This window comes from Burkholderia sp. Tr-20355 (assembly GCF_017104685.1).
GTDB classification, from domain to species: domain Bacteria; phylum Pseudomonadota; class Gammaproteobacteria; order Burkholderiales; family Burkholderiaceae; genus Burkholderia; species Burkholderia seminalis.
In genome coordinates this window covers 48,486-63,678 of the sequence record NZ_JAAGPK010000035.1, presented here as the reverse complement: position 1 = coordinate 63,678, position 15,193 = coordinate 48,486, and the positions used below count along the sequence as shown (strand labels likewise).

Here is a 15,193-nt window from a genome sequence, read left to right as displayed (position 1 = left end):
GCACGCCCGCCGGCACGCCCGCCGGCACGCCCGCCGGCGCCGCACGCAAAAAAGCCCGGCGGCCGGTGGGCCGCCGGGCTAACGCACCGGATGTGCGTGGAGCCGGTACTTACAGCTCGATCCGCTTGATGTCGCCGACGACGAAGATGTACGACAGCGCACCGACCAGCGCGATCACGCCGATGAACACGAGCGCGCCGACGAACGAGCCGGTCGTCGCGACGATGAAGCCGACGACCAGCGGCGTGATGATGCCCGCGAGGTTCGCCGCGAAGTTGAAGATGCCGCCCGTCACGCCGAGCAGGCCGTCCGGCGCGATGTCCGACACGAGCGTCCAGCCGAGCGCGGCCATCCCCTGCGCGAAGAAAGCGACCGACATGATCGCGATCACGGCCTCGTTGCTCTTCACGTAGTTCGCGAGAATGATCGTCGACGCGAGCAGCAGGCCCGCGATGATCGGCAGCTTGCGCGCGAGGTTCGCGGACTTGCCGCGGCGCAGCAGCCAGTCGGAGAAGATCCCGCCGAACATCACGCCGACCGATGCGGCGATGAACGGCATCACCGCGAAGAAGCCGATCTTCAGCCAGCCCATGTGACGCTCGGTGGCGAGGTAGGTCGGGAACCAGGTCAGGAAGAACACGAGCGTCGAGTTGCCGGCGAACTGGCCGAGGCAGATGCCCGCGAGCTGGCGCTTCTTCAGCAACTTGCCGGCCATCGACCAGCTGAACTTCGTCTGCGCGGCCTTGCCGTCCTTGTCGCCGGCCTTGCGCGTACCGTGCACGAGGCCGCCGCCGGCCTCGATATAGGCCAGTTCCGCCGCATTCGCGCCCGGATGGTTGCGCGGCTCGTGATAGAACTTCCACCAGACGAGGCCGAAGGCAATGCCGACCGCGCCGACGACCCAGAACAGCGAGCGCCAGCCGAACGCGCCCATCAGCGCGAACAGCACGGGGCTGAAGAACGCGAGGCCGATGTACTCGCCGACGGTATAGGTGCCCGTCGCCATCGCGCGCTCGTTCTGCGGGAACCACGTCGCGACGACGCGGCTGTTGGTCGGGAAGCACGGCGCTTCCGTCACGCCGAGACCGAGCCGGCAGGCGAGCAGCGTCGCGACGCCCGGCACGAAGCCCTGCAGGAGCGTGCACAGCGACCACAGCGTCATCGACCAGTAATAGGTGATCTTGCTGCCGAAGCGGTCGAGGAACAGGCCGCCGGGAACCTGCATCGCGACATAGGTCCACGAGAACGCGGAGAACATGATGCCCATCACGGCCGCATTGATGCCGAGCTCCTTGGTGAGCTGCGGCGCAGCCACCCCCAGCACGGTACGGTCGAGATAGTTGATCATCGTGCCGATCGCGAGCAACGCGAGGATCTTGTAGCGCGCGGACGTACGCCGGACCGTGCCGGCCGCCTGCGCCGGCGCGGCACTCGTGTGAGTGGTGTGCTGCATGGTTGTCTCCTGGTTTCTCGTTTTGTGAGGGGTCAGCGCGCGACGAGCGACTGAAAGTGATCGAACATTCGCTCGGCGTCGGGCGTGCGTCCGGTAAAGATCTCGAACGCGTCGACGGCCTGGTAGACGGCCATTCCGCCGCCGGGCAGCGTGGCGCAGCCAGCTGCACGCGCGGCGTGGATCAGTTCGGTTTCGAGCGGGAAGTACACGATGTCGGCCACCCACATGCCCGCGTGGAGCAGCTCGGCCGGCAGCGGCAAGCCCGGATGCTTGGCCATGCCGGTCGGCGTGGCGTGGATCAGGCCCGTCGCGGCGCGCATCGCGGCCGCGAGTTAGTCGCCGGACGGCGCGCCGCCCGCCACGACGCGCACGGCGGGAAAGCGCTGCTGCAGTTCGCCCGCGAGCGCGGCGGCGCGCGTGCCGTCGACATCGAAAATCGTCAGTTCGGCCGCGCCCATCTGCAGCGCCGCGTGCGCCACGGCCGCACCGGCACCGCCCGCGCCGAGCTGGACGACGCGATCGAGCTTCGCGCCGGGCAGCCCGCGGCGGAACGATTTCGCGAAGCCCGACCAGTCGGTGTTGTGGCCGATCCGCTTGCCGTCCTTGAACAGCACGGTATTCACCGCGCCGAGCGCGCGCGCGTCGTCCGACAGCGCGTCGAGGTGTTCGATCACGCGCTGCTTGCACGGGTGCGTGATGTTCAGTCCGTTGTAGCCCATCCGCTGCGCGGCATCGAGCAGTTCCGGCAGCGCGTCGGCGGTCACGCCGAGCACGTCGAGATCGATGCGCCGGTAGACGTAGCCGAAGCCCTGCCGGAAGCCTTCTTCCTCATGCATCGCGGGCGACAGCGACCCGCCGATGCCCTGGCCGATCAGGCCGATCAGAAACGACGGGCGGCTCATCGTGCGGCTCCCTGCGCGAACAGCGTCGCGAAGCGCTGCAGCGCGAACACGTAGCCTTCGGTGCCGCAGCCGCAGATCACGGCTTCGGCGATGGCCGACACATACGAATGGTGGCGGAACGCCTCGCGGCGATGCACGTTCGAGATATGCACTTCGATCACCGGTTTCGCGATCGCGGAAAGCGCGTCGGCCAGCGCGACCGACGTGTGCGTATAGGCCGCCGGGTTGATCACGATGCCGTCCGTGTCGACCCGCGCGGCATGCAGCCAGTCGATCAGCTGATGCTCGGCGTTCGACTGGCGGAACTCGATCTCCAGCCCGAGCGCCTCGGCTGCCGCACGGCAGCGCTGCTCGACGTCGGCGAGCGTTTCCGCGCCGTAGATATGGGGCTCGCGCGTCCCCAGCAGGTTCAGGTTCGGGCCGTTCAGCACCAATACCTTGGGCTTGCTCATGTGATTTCTGCTCCTGAAACAGGGACGGACCACGACCGGCACCGCCCCGAAGACATCGGAATTTGGCGCTAGTGTGCGCCCGTGAAAGCGCGCTGTCTTTTCGGGTTTTCGCTAATTTGTACCACCTAGTTAGTTTGTACAATACGGACCACTAGCCCAGTAAATTCGGGATATGGCGCCCATCGGGAACTCAACGACTGGTTCATTCAGGGCCGGTTCGGCCGGCGCCATGCCCCGTTCATCCGCAGGAATCGCCATGCAGCGCTCGATCGCCACCGTGTCACTGTCCGGCACGCTCGCCGAGAAACTCGCCGCCATCCAGGCCGCGGGTTTCGACGGCGTCGAAATCTTCGAAAACGACCTCGTCTACTTCGACGGATCGCCGGCCGACGTCCGGCGCATGGCCGCCGATCTCGGTCTCGATATCGTGCTGTTCCAGCCGTTTCGCGACTTCGAGGGCGTCAGCGCGGCCCAGCTCGCGCGCAACCTCGACCGGATCAAGCGCAAGTTCGACGTGATGCATGCGCTCGGCACCGACCGGATCCTCGTCTGCAGCAGCGTGTCGGCCGACACGATCGCGGACGACGGGCTGCTCGTCGACCAGCTCGGCGCGCTCGCCGAGGCCGCGCGGCAGGCCGGCGTGGTCGCCGCGTACGAAGCGCTCGCGTGGGGCCGCGTCGTGAAGCGCTATGGCCATGCGTGGAAACTCGTGAATGCGGTGAACAGCCCGCACCTCGGCCTCGCGCTCGACAGCTTTCACACGCTGTCGCTCGACGATTCGCCGGACGGGATCGCCGACATCCCGGGCGACCGGATCGCGTTCGTGCAGATCGCCGACGCACCGAAGCTCGCGATGGACGTGCTCGAATGGAGCCGCCACTTCCGCTCGTTCCCCGGCCAGGGCGACTTCGACCTCGCGCGCTTCACCGCGCGGGTGATCGAGTCGGGTTATACGGGGCCGCTGTCGCTCGAGATCTTCAACGACGGCTTCCGCGCGGCGCCGACCGCGATCACCGCCGCCGACGGCCATCGCTCGCTGCTCTATCTGGAAGAACTGACGCGCACGCGGCTCGCGCAGGACGGCCGCGCGCCGGCCGCCGGCCAGCCGCTGTTCGCGCCGCCGGCGCCGCCCGCGCACGTCGGGTTCCAGTTCATCGAATTCGCGGTCGACGCACCGGCGGCGGCGATCGTCGGCGAATGGCTCGGCCGGATGCGCTTCCGGCTCGCCGGCCGGCATCGCTCGAAGGACGTGACGCTGTTCCAGCACGGCGCCGCGTCGATCGTGCTGAACGCCGAGCGCGACTCCTTCGCCGATGCGTTCTTCCAGCAGCACGGGCTGTCGCTGTGCGCGTCGGCGTTCCGCGTCGACGACGCGAAAGTGGCGTTCGAACGCGCGGCCGGCTTCGGTTACGCGCCGTTCTCGGGCCGCGTCGGGCCGAACGAACGCGTGCTGCCGAGCGTGCAGGCGCCCGACGGCAGCCTCGAGTATTTCGTCGACGAAGCACCGAACGCGCCGACGCTGTACGAATCGGACTTCGTGCTGACCGACATCGACGGCCCGAGCGAAGTCGGCCCGCTGACGGGGATCGACCACGTGTGCCTCGCGCTGCCGGCCGACGCGCTCGACACGTGGATCCTGTTCTTCAAGACGGCGTTCGGCTTCGAGGCCGAGCGCAGCTGGCTCGTCCCCGACCCGTACGGACTGATGCGCAGCCGCGCGGTGCGCAGCGCCGACGGCTCGGTGCGGATCGCGCTGAACGCGTCGGTCGACCGTCATACGGCCGTCGCCGAATCGCTCGACCGCTACCACGGCACGGGGCTGAACCACGTCGCGTTCCGCACCGACGACATCGTGAAGACGGTCGCCGCGTTCGCGGCCGACGGCGTGCCGTTCCTGCGCATCCCGCCCAATTACTACGACGATCTCGCCGCACGCTACGCGCTGCCGGACGAACTGATCGACACGCTGAGCGCGCACCACCTGCTGTACGACCGCGACGAGCACGGCGGCGAATTCCTGCACGCGTATACGGAACTGGTCGACAACCGCTTCTCGCTCGAAATCGTCGAGCGGCGCGGCGGGTACGACGGCTACGGCGCGACGAACGCGGCCGTGCGGCTCGCCGCGCAGGCCCAGCGCAGGAAATAAGGGAAGGAAGCGAATCGGGCCTCGCGGCCGGACCGCGGATGTCGTCCGCAGGGGATGCAACGGACGGCATCCGGCACGCACCATCGTGGTGAATCAGACAACCGCGAGCCCGCCCGCGCGGCTCACCGCGATCGGGCCGGAGCCCGCGCCGCGCTTGGCGTTACATCCCGTAACGCGTACCGCAGTGCAGCATTCCGCCGGCCGCCCCGGTTTTAAGAATCGCTTAAGTCTTCGACGGCACCATCCGCAACCAGTACCCGATGGTTATCTCGAAAAGGAGGAAAGCGATGAGCGCCGTAGAAGCACCCGCGGGCCGCCCGGCCGCGCCCCCTGCAAAGAAGACGATGCTGCGCCGCCTGCTCAGTCATCATGAAATCGCGACGCTGCTCGTGCTGCTGCATGCACCGATCGGCGCGAACGCGAAACCCGAACTGCCTGCGCTGCAGGAAGCCGGCCTCGTCGAGATGGTCAAGCTCGACCCCGATACGGCCCCGAGCTTCCGGCTGACCGAAGACGGCACGGCCGTCCTGAAAGGGCTCGGCTACCGCTGAGCGGCCGTTCTCACGGCTTCCCCGTTTCTCCGTTTCCCCCGCATTCCCCCGCCCCCCCCCCCCCGACCCCTGCGAGGCGCCGGCCCGGCCGGCGAATCGCGTCACCCCGCCCGCGCCTGCAGCATCAACCGGTATTCCGTCGGCGTGACGCCGACCGTCGCCTTGAACTGGCGCGTGAACGCGCTGTGATCCGTATAGCCGCATAGCGCGGCGACGTCGGTGACCTTGTCGTGCGTGACGAGCAGCGCGGTGGCCGCATCGAGCCGCGTCTTCAGCAGCACTTGGCGCGGCGTCAGGTGAAACACCTTGTGGAAGTAGCGTTCGAGCTGCGCGACCGACATCCCGGCCATCTGCGCGAGCTGCTTCAGGTTCAGCGGCTGCACGTAGTGATCCTGGATGTGCTGGACCACGTCGGCGAGCCGGCTGTACGCCGGGTGCGATCCCTCGTGCGCCTTCAGGTCGCGCGAGATGCCCGCGAGGCCGACCACCCTGCCCGCGGCGTCGCGCAGCGGTTCCTTGCAGGTCAGGCACCAGCCCGGCTGGCGGCCCGGATACAGGTGCAGCTCGAGCTGGTCCATCAGTTGCTGGCCGGCGTTGATCGTCGCCATGTCCTGCTCGAAATAGCTGCGGCCGAAGCGGCGCGGAAACACCTCGTCGGCGGTCTTGCCGAGCAGGTCGCGCTTGTCCTTGTAGCCGCAGCGCATCGCCAGCGTGCGATTGACGATCGCGTAACGGCCGCTCGCGTCCTTCACGAAGAACGCGACGTCCGGCAACGCATCGAACACCGGTTCGAGCAGGCGGAAGTGCGCGAGCATCGCGCCGAGATCGGCGTTGTCGGGCTGGTAGCGCAGCGTTTCGGACGGGCTCATGGGCGGTACGGCAAGCAAGGTCGTCATCCCGGCAACCGCGAAGCGAGTGGCAGATGGCGTCGATTATAGAAGCGCCCCTTCGATCGCGTCGCGCCGAGCGCGGGGCAGGCTGGTTGGCGGCGGGCGGCCGCATCGCGGTCGAGCGCTATCGGCCAGCGATACAAGTTGCGCACGCAACCACTGTGGCAGGTGTGCACGACCGGCTGCGATCACGATTCCCGTGCCGCCGGCATGCCTTACGACACCCGCGGCAACGCACATCCGGAACCGCCATCCTAAAAATGCGGACGGCCCGCGTCTTGGCGCGTTTGCGCATTCACCATGACGATTTCAGCATATATCAGGGTTATCGACGATATGCCGATATCGTCGCCGGTCACGCATCGAACGCGCAAGACGCCCGCATTTTCGCTATCTAGACTTGCTTCACGGTCACGAGACGACATCCCGCCGCTGCGGCAATCGGCACGCACGGCCCGCCGCATCCACCGTCGCGCACGCCGATTCCGGCACAGCACGGGCAGCCCGCGGCAGGCCTGCACGGCCCTCGCATCGGCCTGCCGACCGAACCGTCTCGCCCGGTTTACCGGCGCCGGCACGCATGCCGGCGGCGGCCCAACCACGCCATCAAGGGGAAGTGAAAGTGAAGCTGAAGGTATCGCACGTCGCGCTGGCCGCCGCCTGCGCACTGTCGGGCGCGCACGCCGGCGCCGCCGACGTCGTCAAGATCGGTTTCGCCGCACCGCTGACCGGCCCGCAGTCGAATTACGGCACGGACATGCAGAAAGGCGTGCAGCTTGCGATCGCCGATTTCAACGCGACGCATCCGACGATCGGCGGCAAGCCCGTCACGTTCCAGCTCGACTCGCAGGACGACCAGGCTGACCCGCGCACCGGCACGACCGTCGCGCAGCGGCTGATCGACGACAACGTCCGCGGGATCATCGGCCACTTCAACTCGGGCACCAGCATTCCGGCCTCCGACCTGTACGATCGCGCGGGCCTGCCGCAGATCTCGATGGCGACGTCGCCGCAATACACGGCGCGCGGCTACAAGACGACCTACCGGCTGCTGACGAGCGACGCGCAGGCCGGCCGCATCGTCGGCACCTACGCGGTGAAGACGCTGCGCTTCAAGCGCATCGCGATCATCGACGACCGCACGGCCTACGGCCAGGGCATCGCCGACGAATTCGCGAAGGCCGTGGAAGCGGCGGGCGGCACGATCGTCAAGCGCGACTTCACGAACGACAAGGCGCTCGATTTCTCCGCGATCCTGACCAACCTGAAGGGGATGAATCCCGACGCGATCTTCTACGGCGGCGGCGACGCGCAATCGTCGCCGATGATCCGCAAGATGCGTCAGCTCGGGATGAAGTCGGCCTTCGTGACGGGCGAGATGTCGCGCTCGCCGACGTTCCTGAAGGTCGGCGGCGACGCGGCAGAAGGCGCGATCGTCTACATGGGCGGGCTGCCGAAGGAAAAGATGCCGGGCTTCTCGGGCTACGCGGCACGCTACAAGGCGCGCTTCAACGAAGACGTGATCACCTACTCGCCCTACTCGTACGACGGCACGATCGCGCTGCTCACCGCGATGAAGGACGCGAACTCGACCGATCCGAAGGTGTACACGCCGTATCTCGGCAAGGTGTCGGTCAAGGGCGTGTCGGCCCCGAGCATCGCGTACGACGCGAAGGGCGACCTGAAGGACGCGCCGGTCACGATCTACAAGGTCGAGCACGGCACGTTCAAGCCGGTCGATACGATCGCCGGCAACTGAAGCGGCCGACACGCACGCTCCCTTCCGCGCGGCGCGGCGGCTCACCCGCCGCGCGCGCCGCGCACGCTTCGGCCGCACGGCCCGAAGCCGCCCTCGACGCGCGCCCGCGTGCAGGCATTTCGCGCTCCTGTAGAATCCCCCCACCCGCTTTGACGCCTCGTCTCCGCCGTGCCCCATCCCGGTGCGGCGGTGCGTGTTTCGTGCCTTACCCGGCACGCGGCACGCTTCGACGACGCCAGCCGCGCCTTGTCAGTCCATGCCGATAGCGGGCCCTGGAGACGCAGCACCGACAACAACATTCGAAAACCGACCGTCCTGACCATGCAAGCTTCCGAATTGAGCGGCGTGCCTCGCGCCGCCGAACGCGCGCTCACGCGCAGCGACTACAAGACCCTTGGCCTTGCCGCACTCGGCGGCGCCCTCGAGTTCTACGACTTCATCATCTTCGTGTTCTTCGCACCGGCGATAGGACAGCTCTTCTTCCCGCACGACATTCCCGACTGGCTGCGCCAGTTGCAGACGTTCGGCATCTTCGCGGCCGGCTATCTCGCGCGCCCGCTCGGCGGCGTGATCATGGCGCACTTCGGCGACCTGTTCGGCCGCAAGCGGATGTTCACGCTGAGCGTGCTGATGATGTCGGTGCCGACGCTGCTGATGGGCCTGCTGCCGACCTACGACACGATCGGCATCCTCGCGCCGGTGTTGCTGCTGCTGTTCCGCGTGCTGCAGGGCGCGGCGGTCGGCGGCGAAGTGCCGGGCGCGTGGGTGTTCGTGTCCGAGCACGTGCCGTCGCGCCACATCGGCTATGCGTGCGGCACGCTGACCGCGGGCCTCACGGCCGGCATCCTGCTCGGCTCGCTGGTCGCGGCCGGCATCAACACCCGCTACTCGACGGCGGAAGTCGCCGCGTTCGCGTGGCGCATTCCGTTCCTGCTGGGCGGCGTGTTCGGGCTGTTCTCCGTGTACCTGCGCCGCTGGCTGCACGAAACGCCGGTGTTCGCCGAAATGAAGGCGAAAAAGGCGCTCGCGGCCGAGATTCCGCTGAAGGCCGTGCTGCGCGACCACGGCCGCGCGGTGATCGTGTCGATGCTGCTCACGTGGATGCTGTCGGCCGCGATCGTCGTCGTGATCCTGATGACGCCCGCGCTGCTGCAGAAGCAGTTCCACCTGACGCCCGCGACGACGCTGTTCGCGAACAGCGTCGCGACGCTGTGCCTGACGGCCGGCTGCATCACCGCGGGGTCGCTCGCGGGCTGGATCGGCGCGAAGCGCGTGCTCGCGATCGGCGGCATCGGGCTGGCCGCGTGCTACTACCTGCTGTTCGCGCAGGTCGCGGCCGACACGTCGACGCTGCCGCTCTACTACGGCATCGCGGGCTTCATGGTCGGCACGATCGGCGCGGTGCCGTTCGTGATGGTCAAGAGCTTCCCGGCCGTCGTACGCTTCTCGGGTATCTCGTTCTCGTACAACGTCGCGTACGCGATCTTCGGCGGCCTCACGCCGGTGATCGTGTCGCTGATGATGAAGTCGAACCCGCTCGCGCCGGTCGTGTACGTCGCGGCGATCTGCGTGCTCGGCGCGATCGCCGTGCAGTTCTCGAAGGATGCGAAGGACGTGAAGGACGCGCGCTGAACGTCGGCGCGCAAGCGCCGGTTTCATGCGGAAAGGGCCGAATCCCGCGACGTGCGGGATTCGGCCCTTTTGACTTGGTGCGGACTTGGTGCGGCGCGACGCCGCGGATCGATTCAGTTCAACGCAGCACGCCGTACGACGAACTCGGGCGGCGCAGCGCGTCGATGCTCGCGCCACCGGCGCCGGTGACGAACAGCAGCAGGAAACCGCCGGCGATCGCGACGTTCTTCCAGAAGTGGATCACCATGTCGTGCTGGACGGCGGCATTCGTCGCGTCCCAGAAATTATGCCCGACCATCGCGGTCGCGATCGTGTAGACCGCCATCAGCAGCGCGAGCGGCCGCACCTTGTAGCCGACGATCAGCAGCAGGCCGCCGAGCCCCTCGATCGCGACGACGATCGGCGCGACGACCTGTTGATAGGGCACGTTCATCGCATGCAGATACGCGATGAAATCACCGTAGCCGAGCAGCTTCATGATGCCGCCCCACAAAAACAACGCCGCCAGCGCCAGGCGTGCGAAAAAAATGACGCCGGAATCGACGGAACGCGTCATGCCTTTCTCCTCGTATGCAATTCGGCCGTCCGCACGGGCGCGCCCATGCGGCTCGGGAGCGCCGCGCGGCCCTGCGGGGCGCGCGGCAAATGGGCCAGCATAGAGGGTCTTTCCGCGGTGTCCAAGAAAAAGGTTGTAGCAAATCTTTACACTGCGGCCGCGGCACCGGCAGCCCGGCGCATCGAAAAACGCGTTTAGCCGGCGTCGCTCAACAGCACGCCTTTCTTGAAGATGAAGCAGCCGTAGCCGCGCAGCTCGCCGGTGACGATCACCGCGTACGTCTGCTGCGCGCGCTCGTAGAACGCGAAACGCTCGACGCCGGTCAGCGGCACCGCGCGCCCTTCCGCGCGGTCGATCTCGGCCTGCACTTCGCGCTGCACGGGCGGCACCGCGGCCGCGTCGCCGACGACTTCCATGCGCCACGCGGGCGTGTCGACGAACGTATCGAGCGGCAGCACCGACAGCACCGCGCGCACGACGCGCGCCGAATCGGCGCCGTCGATCCGCAGCGCGCGGCCGACCACGGTGTGCTCCGCGACGGATTCCGCCGGGAAATTCGCATCGCAGATCGCGATTTCGTCACCATGGCCCATCGCGCGCAGCGTGTGCAGGATGTCGGCGTGCAGCAGCGGGTCGAGATTCTTCAGCATGTCGGCTAGTCTCCGGGATCGGGAAGGAACCGCGTAACGTTACCCGATCCCGGCGGCCGCTGCGCATGCATCGCCCGCATTACGACGCCGCGGCCGGCATTTCGTCGATGAAACCCGTGACCGATGCGAGGCGGCCCGACGCGTCGACGGTGCCGAAGTCCGAACCCTTCACGATCGCCGCGCCGTCGGGCGACACGAGCGCCCACGAGAACCGCAGGTGCCGGCCGAAGCCGTCGACGTCGGTCGTGCGGCGGAAGCGGCAGGCGGGAAAGCGTTCCTGCACCGCCGCGATCATCGTGTCGATGCCCGCGTGGCCGTCGCCGCTCATCAGCGGATCGCGATACGCCGCGTCGCTCGCGTAGGTCGCATCGATCAGCGCGCGGCGGCGTGCGACGTCGGGTTCGTTCCATGCGTCGATGTAGCGGTCGATCAGGCCGGTGTGAACGGACGCAGCGGATCGGGCGGTGTTCATGGCAAGACTCCTGGTGTCGATGAAGGGACGATGTCGCGAACGTTTCGTGTCCGCGTGCCGCCATCGTCGCCGGGCTCGCGCGGGCGGTCGATTACGCGGGAGGTAAGGAAATCGCGCCGGCCGCGACCGGCGTGCCCGCGCGGCCCCCAACGAAAACGGGCGCCCGAAGGCGCCCGCACCGGCGTGCCGCCGCGTTCGCGCGCATCAGGTCACCGGCGCCGGATTGAACAGCGTCAGCGCATTCGCGAGCTTCCACTGCTCGGCCCACGTGCGGCGCTTGCCGCTCGCGACGTCGAGCATCAGCCGGAACAACGCCCAGCCGGTGTCCTCGATCGTCGCCGCGCCGGTCGCGATCTGCCCCGCGTCGAGATCCATCAGGTCGTGCCAGCGGCGCGCGAGATCGCTGCGCGTCGCGACTTTGATCACCGGCACCTGCGCGAGGCCGTACGGCGTGCCGCGGCCGGTCGTGAAGATGTGCAGGTTCATCCCGGCCGCGAGCTGCAGCGTGCCGCAGATGAAATCGCTCGCGGGCGTCGCCGCGTACAGCAGCCCCTTCTGCCGCGCGCGATCGCCGGGACGCACGACGCCGGCGATCGGCGCGCTGCCCGACTTCACGATCGACCCCATCGCCTTCTCGACGATGTTCGACAGGCCGCCCTTCTTGTTGCCGGGCGTCGTGTTCGCGCTGCGGTCGACGCGGCCGCGCTGCAGGTAGCGGTCGTACCAGTCCATCTCGCGGATGATCTCGCGCGCCACCGCTTCGTTCGCCGCGCGCGACGTGAGCTGCGCGACGCCGTCGCGGACTTCGGTCACTTCCGAGAACATGATCGTCGCGCCGGCGCGCACCAGCAGGTCGGCCGCGAAGCCCACGGCCGGGTTCGCGGTGAGCCCCGAGAACGCGTCGCTGCCGCCGCACTGCACGCCGACGACGAGATCCGACGCCGGGCACGTCTCGCGGCGGCGGCGGTTCAACCGCTCGAGATGCGCTTCGGCCATCTTCATGATCGAGTCGATCATCGAGTTGAAGCCGACGTGCGCGGCGTCCTGCAGGCATACGACGCCGCCGTTGCCGGCCGTGCCGTCGGCGGTCACCGGAATCGCGCCGGGCGGCAGCAGGCGCTCGGGCTGCAGCTTCTCGCAGCCGAGGCTCACGGTCATCACTTCGCCGCCGAAATTCGGATTCAGGCTGATGTTGCGCAGCGTGCGGATCGGGATGTCGGCGTCGGGGGCGTCGATCGCGACGCCGCAGCCGTACGTGTGTTCGAGCCCGACCACGTCGTCGACGTTCGGGTAGCGCGGCAGCAGTTCGTCCTTGATCCGCTTCACCGCATGCTCGACGACGCCCGACACGCACTGCACGGTCGTCGTGATCGCCAGGATGTTGCGCGTGCCGACCGAGCCGTCGGCATTGCGGAAACCCTCGAACGTATAGCCTTCGAGCGGCTCGAGCGGCGGCGCGGCACGCGTCGCGAGCGGCAGGTCGTCGAGCCCCGGCGGCTCGGGCATGCGCATCGTGCGCTCGTTGACCCAGCTGCCGCGCCGCAGGTCCGTCAGCGCATAGCCGATCACCACGTTGTAGCGGACGACCGGATCACCGGCCGCGAGATCGACGAGCGCGACCTTGTGCCCCTGCGGCACGCCTTCGCACAGCGTCAGCCCGTCGGCGAACGTCGCGCCTTCGGGCAAGCCGCCGTCGTTGACGACGATCGCGACGTTGTCGGCCGGATGCACGCGGATGTAGAGAGGGGAAGCAGTCATTGCAATTCCTGAAGGCTATCGGCGATATCGTTAGTCATCATACGACATTCAACCTCAACCCGCGATGCTGCGTAAACCCTGATCCGGAAAGACCCTGACCTTGAACGGCCAGCAAACCGCTTGCGCCACCTTTTCCCTCGTTGTACGATGACATACAACGACATCGCCAATTCGGCTCGCATGCCGTTTCCCGACGAACCCAGCACTCGCGCTAGACGGACGACCCAATCATGACTTCACCGCAAGAACTCAAACAGATCATCTCCCACGGCCTGCTGTCGTTTCCGCTGACGGATTTCGACGCCGGCGGCAACTTCCGTCCGTCCACCTACGCCGAGCGCCTGGAGTGGCTGGCGCCGTACGGCGCGAGTGCGCTGTTCGCGGCGGGCGGCACCGGCGAATTCTTCTCGCTCACGCAGCGCGAGTATTCGGACGTGATCCGCGTCGCGACGGAAACCTGCAAGGGCAAGGTGCCGATCCTCGCCGGCGCGGGCGGCGCCACGCGCGTCGCGATCGAGTATGCGCAGGAAGCCGAGCGCCTCGGCGCGAGCGGCGTGCTGCTGATGCCGCATTACCTGACCGAAGCGAGCCAGGAAGGGATCGCCGACCACGTCGAGCAGGTGTGCCGCGCGCTGAAGATCGGCGTCGTGGTGTACAACCGCGCGAATTCGAAGCTGAACGCCGACATGCTCGAGCGCCTCGCCGACCGTTGCCCGAACCTGATCGGGTTCAAGGACGGCGTCGGCGAGATCGAGAGCATGGTCACGATCCGCCGCCGCCTCGGCGACCGCTTCGCGTACCTCGGCGGCCTGCCGACGGCCGAAGTCTATGCGGCCGCGTACAAGGCGCTCGGCGTGCCGGTGTACTCGTCGGCCGTATTCAACTTCATCCCGAAGACGGCGATGGAATTCTACGAGGCGATCGCGAAGGACGACCACGCGACGGTCGGCCGCCTGATCGACGCATTCTTCCTGCCGTACCTGAAGATCCGCAACCGCCGCGCCGGTTATGCGGTCAGCATCGTGAAGGCAGGCGCAAGGCTCGTCGGCCATGACGCGGGCCCGGTGCGCGCGCCGCTCGTCGACCTCACCGAGGCGGAAGCCGCCGAGCTCGACGTGCTGATCAAGAAGATGGGCCCGCAGTAAGCGGCGTTCGCCGGCGGCGCGGGCCCTCATCGGCGCCGCGGCCGGCACGCCTGCATCGCGGCCGGCACGCGCCGGCCGCGATCGTTCGTTGCCCTTCCTTTCCGTGACGATGCACGCATCCACCGCAATGCGTGGCGCCGTCACATCTGCGCGATGATCCCGACGATCCGGTAGCGCACGTTCCCCAGCTTGACCCGCGTCGCCTCGATCTGCCCCTGTGCGCCCGCGCGGGCGCGCGCATTCGATTCGCCGCCGAGGATCTGCCCGAGCACGTCGCGGTCGACGACCGCATCGAAGAACCGGCCGACGGTGATCGTCGCCGACTGCTTCGCGGTCGCGAGCTGGCTGTTCGCCTGCATCAGCGCGTCGGTACGCAGGTTCGGGTCGCGCTCGTCGATGCTGCGCCGGTACTGGAGCGCGAACACCAGCGCTTCCATGTCCTGCCGGAAACGGCGAACGGCCTGCCCGAACACGAGCGAATGGGCGTCGGCACCCGTGACGAGCCGCCCCTGGTTGATCGTCACGTCGAATTCGCTGCCGCCGAGGTCGCGCTGGAATTCCTGCAGCGCGTTCGCGAGCACACGCCCTTCGCTGTACTGGCCGATCTGGGTGCGCACGGATTTCGCGACGTCGCCGATCGCTTTCCACAATCCGGCCGCGAACAGGTGATCGCCACGCTTGTTGATGTTCATGGAGGGTTCCCTCGTTGTCTTTTGTCGGTCTCTCAGGCTCGCCCGCGGGCCGGGCGGCCCGAGGCACCGGTACTGTAGGAGAAATTCGGGAAACGCGGAAGACACCACGAAAAAAGCGGAGGCGACCCGTCG

The 15,193-nt window shown here is 67.8% G+C and carries 13 protein-coding genes and 1 pseudogene; 5 read left to right on the top strand and 9 right to left on the bottom strand.

Features of this window, described 5'->3' with window-relative positions; genetic code table 11:
- Positions 1–109: 109 nt before the first annotated feature.
- The 3 genes and pseudogenes from G3N62_RS12235 to aroQ form a co-directional block, all read right to left on the bottom strand.
- Positions 110–1,453 carry an MFS transporter gene (locus tag G3N62_RS12235; protein ID WP_034187827.1) on the bottom strand — a complete coding sequence of 448 codons (1,344 nt, stop codon included), beginning with the start codon at positions 1,451–1,453 and terminating at the stop codon, positions 110–112.
- 32 nt (positions 1,454–1,485) lie between these two features.
- Positions 1,486–2,355 (bottom strand): annotated as a pseudogene (locus G3N62_RS12230) (shikimate dehydrogenase).
- Positions 2,352–2,807, bottom strand: a complete 456-nt coding sequence (aroQ, locus tag G3N62_RS12225) for a type II 3-dehydroquinate dehydratase (protein ID WP_034187825.1) — start codon at positions 2,805–2,807, stop codon at positions 2,352–2,354. The pseudogene G3N62_RS12230 and the gene aroQ overlap by 4 nt, the downstream one beginning before the upstream one ends.
- Before the next feature lie 256 nt (positions 2,808–3,063).
- Between aroQ and G3N62_RS12220 the strand changes: the two genes are divergently transcribed.
- Together G3N62_RS12220 and G3N62_RS12215 are read left to right on the top strand one after the other, a co-directional pair.
- Complete coding sequence (locus G3N62_RS12220; protein WP_034187824.1) at positions 3,064–4,956, top strand: sugar phosphate isomerase/epimerase and 4-hydroxyphenylpyruvate domain-containing protein; 1,893 nt, start codon at positions 3,064–3,066, stop codon at positions 4,954–4,956.
- A 287-nt stretch (positions 4,957–5,243) separates the two neighbouring features.
- Positions 5,244–5,507, top strand: a complete 264-nt coding sequence (locus G3N62_RS12215; RefSeq protein ID WP_006489463.1) for a hypothetical protein — start codon at positions 5,244–5,246, stop codon at positions 5,505–5,507.
- Positions 5,508–5,608: 101 nt separating this feature from the next.
- On the opposite strand, the gene G3N62_RS12210 is transcribed toward G3N62_RS12215, so the two are convergent.
- Entirely contained in the window at positions 5,609–6,403 is a 795-nt protein-coding gene (locus G3N62_RS12210) for an AraC family transcriptional regulator (RefSeq protein WP_206141240.1), read from the bottom strand.
- Positions 6,404–7,019: 616 nt separating this feature from the next.
- Between G3N62_RS12210 and G3N62_RS12205 the strand changes: the two genes are divergently transcribed.
- Complete coding sequence (locus G3N62_RS12205; protein ID WP_124610063.1) at positions 7,020–8,156, top strand: branched-chain amino acid ABC transporter substrate-binding protein; 1,137 nt, start codon at positions 7,020–7,022, stop codon at positions 8,154–8,156.
- 321 nt (positions 8,157–8,477) lie between these two features.
- Entirely contained in the window at positions 8,478–9,788 is a 1,311-nt protein-coding gene (locus G3N62_RS12200) for an MFS transporter (protein WP_034187822.1), read from the top strand.
- A 118-nt stretch (positions 9,789–9,906) separates the two neighbouring features.
- Here G3N62_RS12200 and G3N62_RS12195 read toward each other — a convergent pair whose 3' ends face one another.
- The 4 genes from G3N62_RS12195 to garD all read right to left on the bottom strand — a co-directional run bounded on the left by G3N62_RS12195 (position 9,907) and on the right by garD (position 13,224).
- Entirely contained in the window at positions 9,907–10,344 is a 438-nt protein-coding gene (locus G3N62_RS12195) for a DoxX family protein (RefSeq protein ID WP_049028982.1), read from the bottom strand.
- A 194-nt stretch (positions 10,345–10,538) separates the two neighbouring features.
- Positions 10,539–10,994 carry an RbsD/FucU family protein gene (locus G3N62_RS12190; RefSeq protein WP_034187820.1) on the bottom strand — a complete coding sequence of 152 codons (456 nt, stop codon included), beginning with the start codon at positions 10,992–10,994 and terminating at the stop codon, positions 10,539–10,541.
- A gap of 79 nt (positions 10,995–11,073) precedes the next feature.
- Positions 11,074–11,466 (bottom strand): nuclear transport factor 2 family protein, encoded by a 393-nt coding sequence (locus tag G3N62_RS12185; protein ID WP_034187819.1) that lies wholly within the window; start codon positions 11,464–11,466, stop codon positions 11,074–11,076.
- Positions 11,467–11,670: 204 nt separating this feature from the next.
- Positions 11,671–13,224, bottom strand: coding sequence for a galactarate dehydratase (garD, locus tag G3N62_RS12180; protein ID WP_049028983.1), 1,554 nt, complete (start codon positions 13,222–13,224; stop codon positions 11,671–11,673).
- A gap of 230 nt (positions 13,225–13,454) precedes the next feature.
- Here garD and kdgD point away from each other — a divergent pair, with 230 nt between their 5' ends.
- Complete coding sequence (kdgD, locus tag G3N62_RS12175; RefSeq protein ID WP_049028984.1) at positions 13,455–14,369, top strand: 5-dehydro-4-deoxyglucarate dehydratase; 915 nt, start codon at positions 13,455–13,457, stop codon at positions 14,367–14,369.
- A 140-nt stretch (positions 14,370–14,509) separates the two neighbouring features.
- On the opposite strand, the gene G3N62_RS12170 is transcribed toward kdgD, so the two are convergent.
- On the bottom strand, positions 14,510–15,061 hold the full coding sequence (locus G3N62_RS12170) for a hypothetical protein (protein WP_124670344.1): 552 nt from the start codon (positions 15,059–15,061) through the stop codon (positions 14,510–14,512).
- Positions 15,062–15,193: the final 132 nt, after the last annotated feature.

Bases quoted from the DNA above. Each gene is read 5' to 3' on its own strand.
- G3N62_RS12235 (WP_034187827.1), bottom strand. From the start codon at position 1,453: ATGCAGCACACCACTCACACGAGTGCCGCGCCGGCGCAGGCGGCCGGC.
- aroQ (WP_034187825.1), bottom strand. From the start codon at position 2,807: ATGAGCAAGCCCAAGGTATTGGTGCTGAACGGCCCGAACCTGAACCTG.
- G3N62_RS12220 (WP_034187824.1), top strand. From the start codon at position 3,064: ATGCAGCGCTCGATCGCCACCGTGTCACTGTCCGGCACGCTCGCCGAG.
- G3N62_RS12215 (WP_006489463.1), top strand. From the start codon at position 5,244: ATGAGCGCCGTAGAAGCACCCGCGGGCCGCCCGGCCGCGCCCCCTGCA.
- G3N62_RS12210 (WP_206141240.1), bottom strand. From the start codon at position 6,403: ATGACGACCTTGCTTGCCGTACCGCCCATGAGCCCGTCCGAAACGCTG.
- G3N62_RS12200 (WP_034187822.1), top strand. From the start codon at position 8,478: ATGCAAGCTTCCGAATTGAGCGGCGTGCCTCGCGCCGCCGAACGCGCG.
- G3N62_RS12195 (WP_049028982.1), bottom strand. From the start codon at position 10,344: ATGACGCGTTCCGTCGATTCCGGCGTCATTTTTTTCGCACGCCTGGCG.
- G3N62_RS12190 (WP_034187820.1), bottom strand. From the start codon at position 10,994: ATGCTGAAGAATCTCGACCCGCTGCTGCACGCCGACATCCTGCACACG.
- G3N62_RS12185 (WP_034187819.1), bottom strand. From the start codon at position 11,466: ATGAACACCGCCCGATCCGCTGCGTCCGTTCACACCGGCCTGATCGAC.
- garD (WP_049028983.1), bottom strand. From the start codon at position 13,224: ATGACTGCTTCCCCTCTCTACATCCGCGTGCATCCGGCCGACAACGTC.
- kdgD (WP_049028984.1), top strand. From the start codon at position 13,455: ATGACTTCACCGCAAGAACTCAAACAGATCATCTCCCACGGCCTGCTG.
- G3N62_RS12170 (WP_124670344.1), bottom strand. From the start codon at position 15,061: ATGAACATCAACAAGCGTGGCGATCACCTGTTCGCGGCCGGATTGTGG.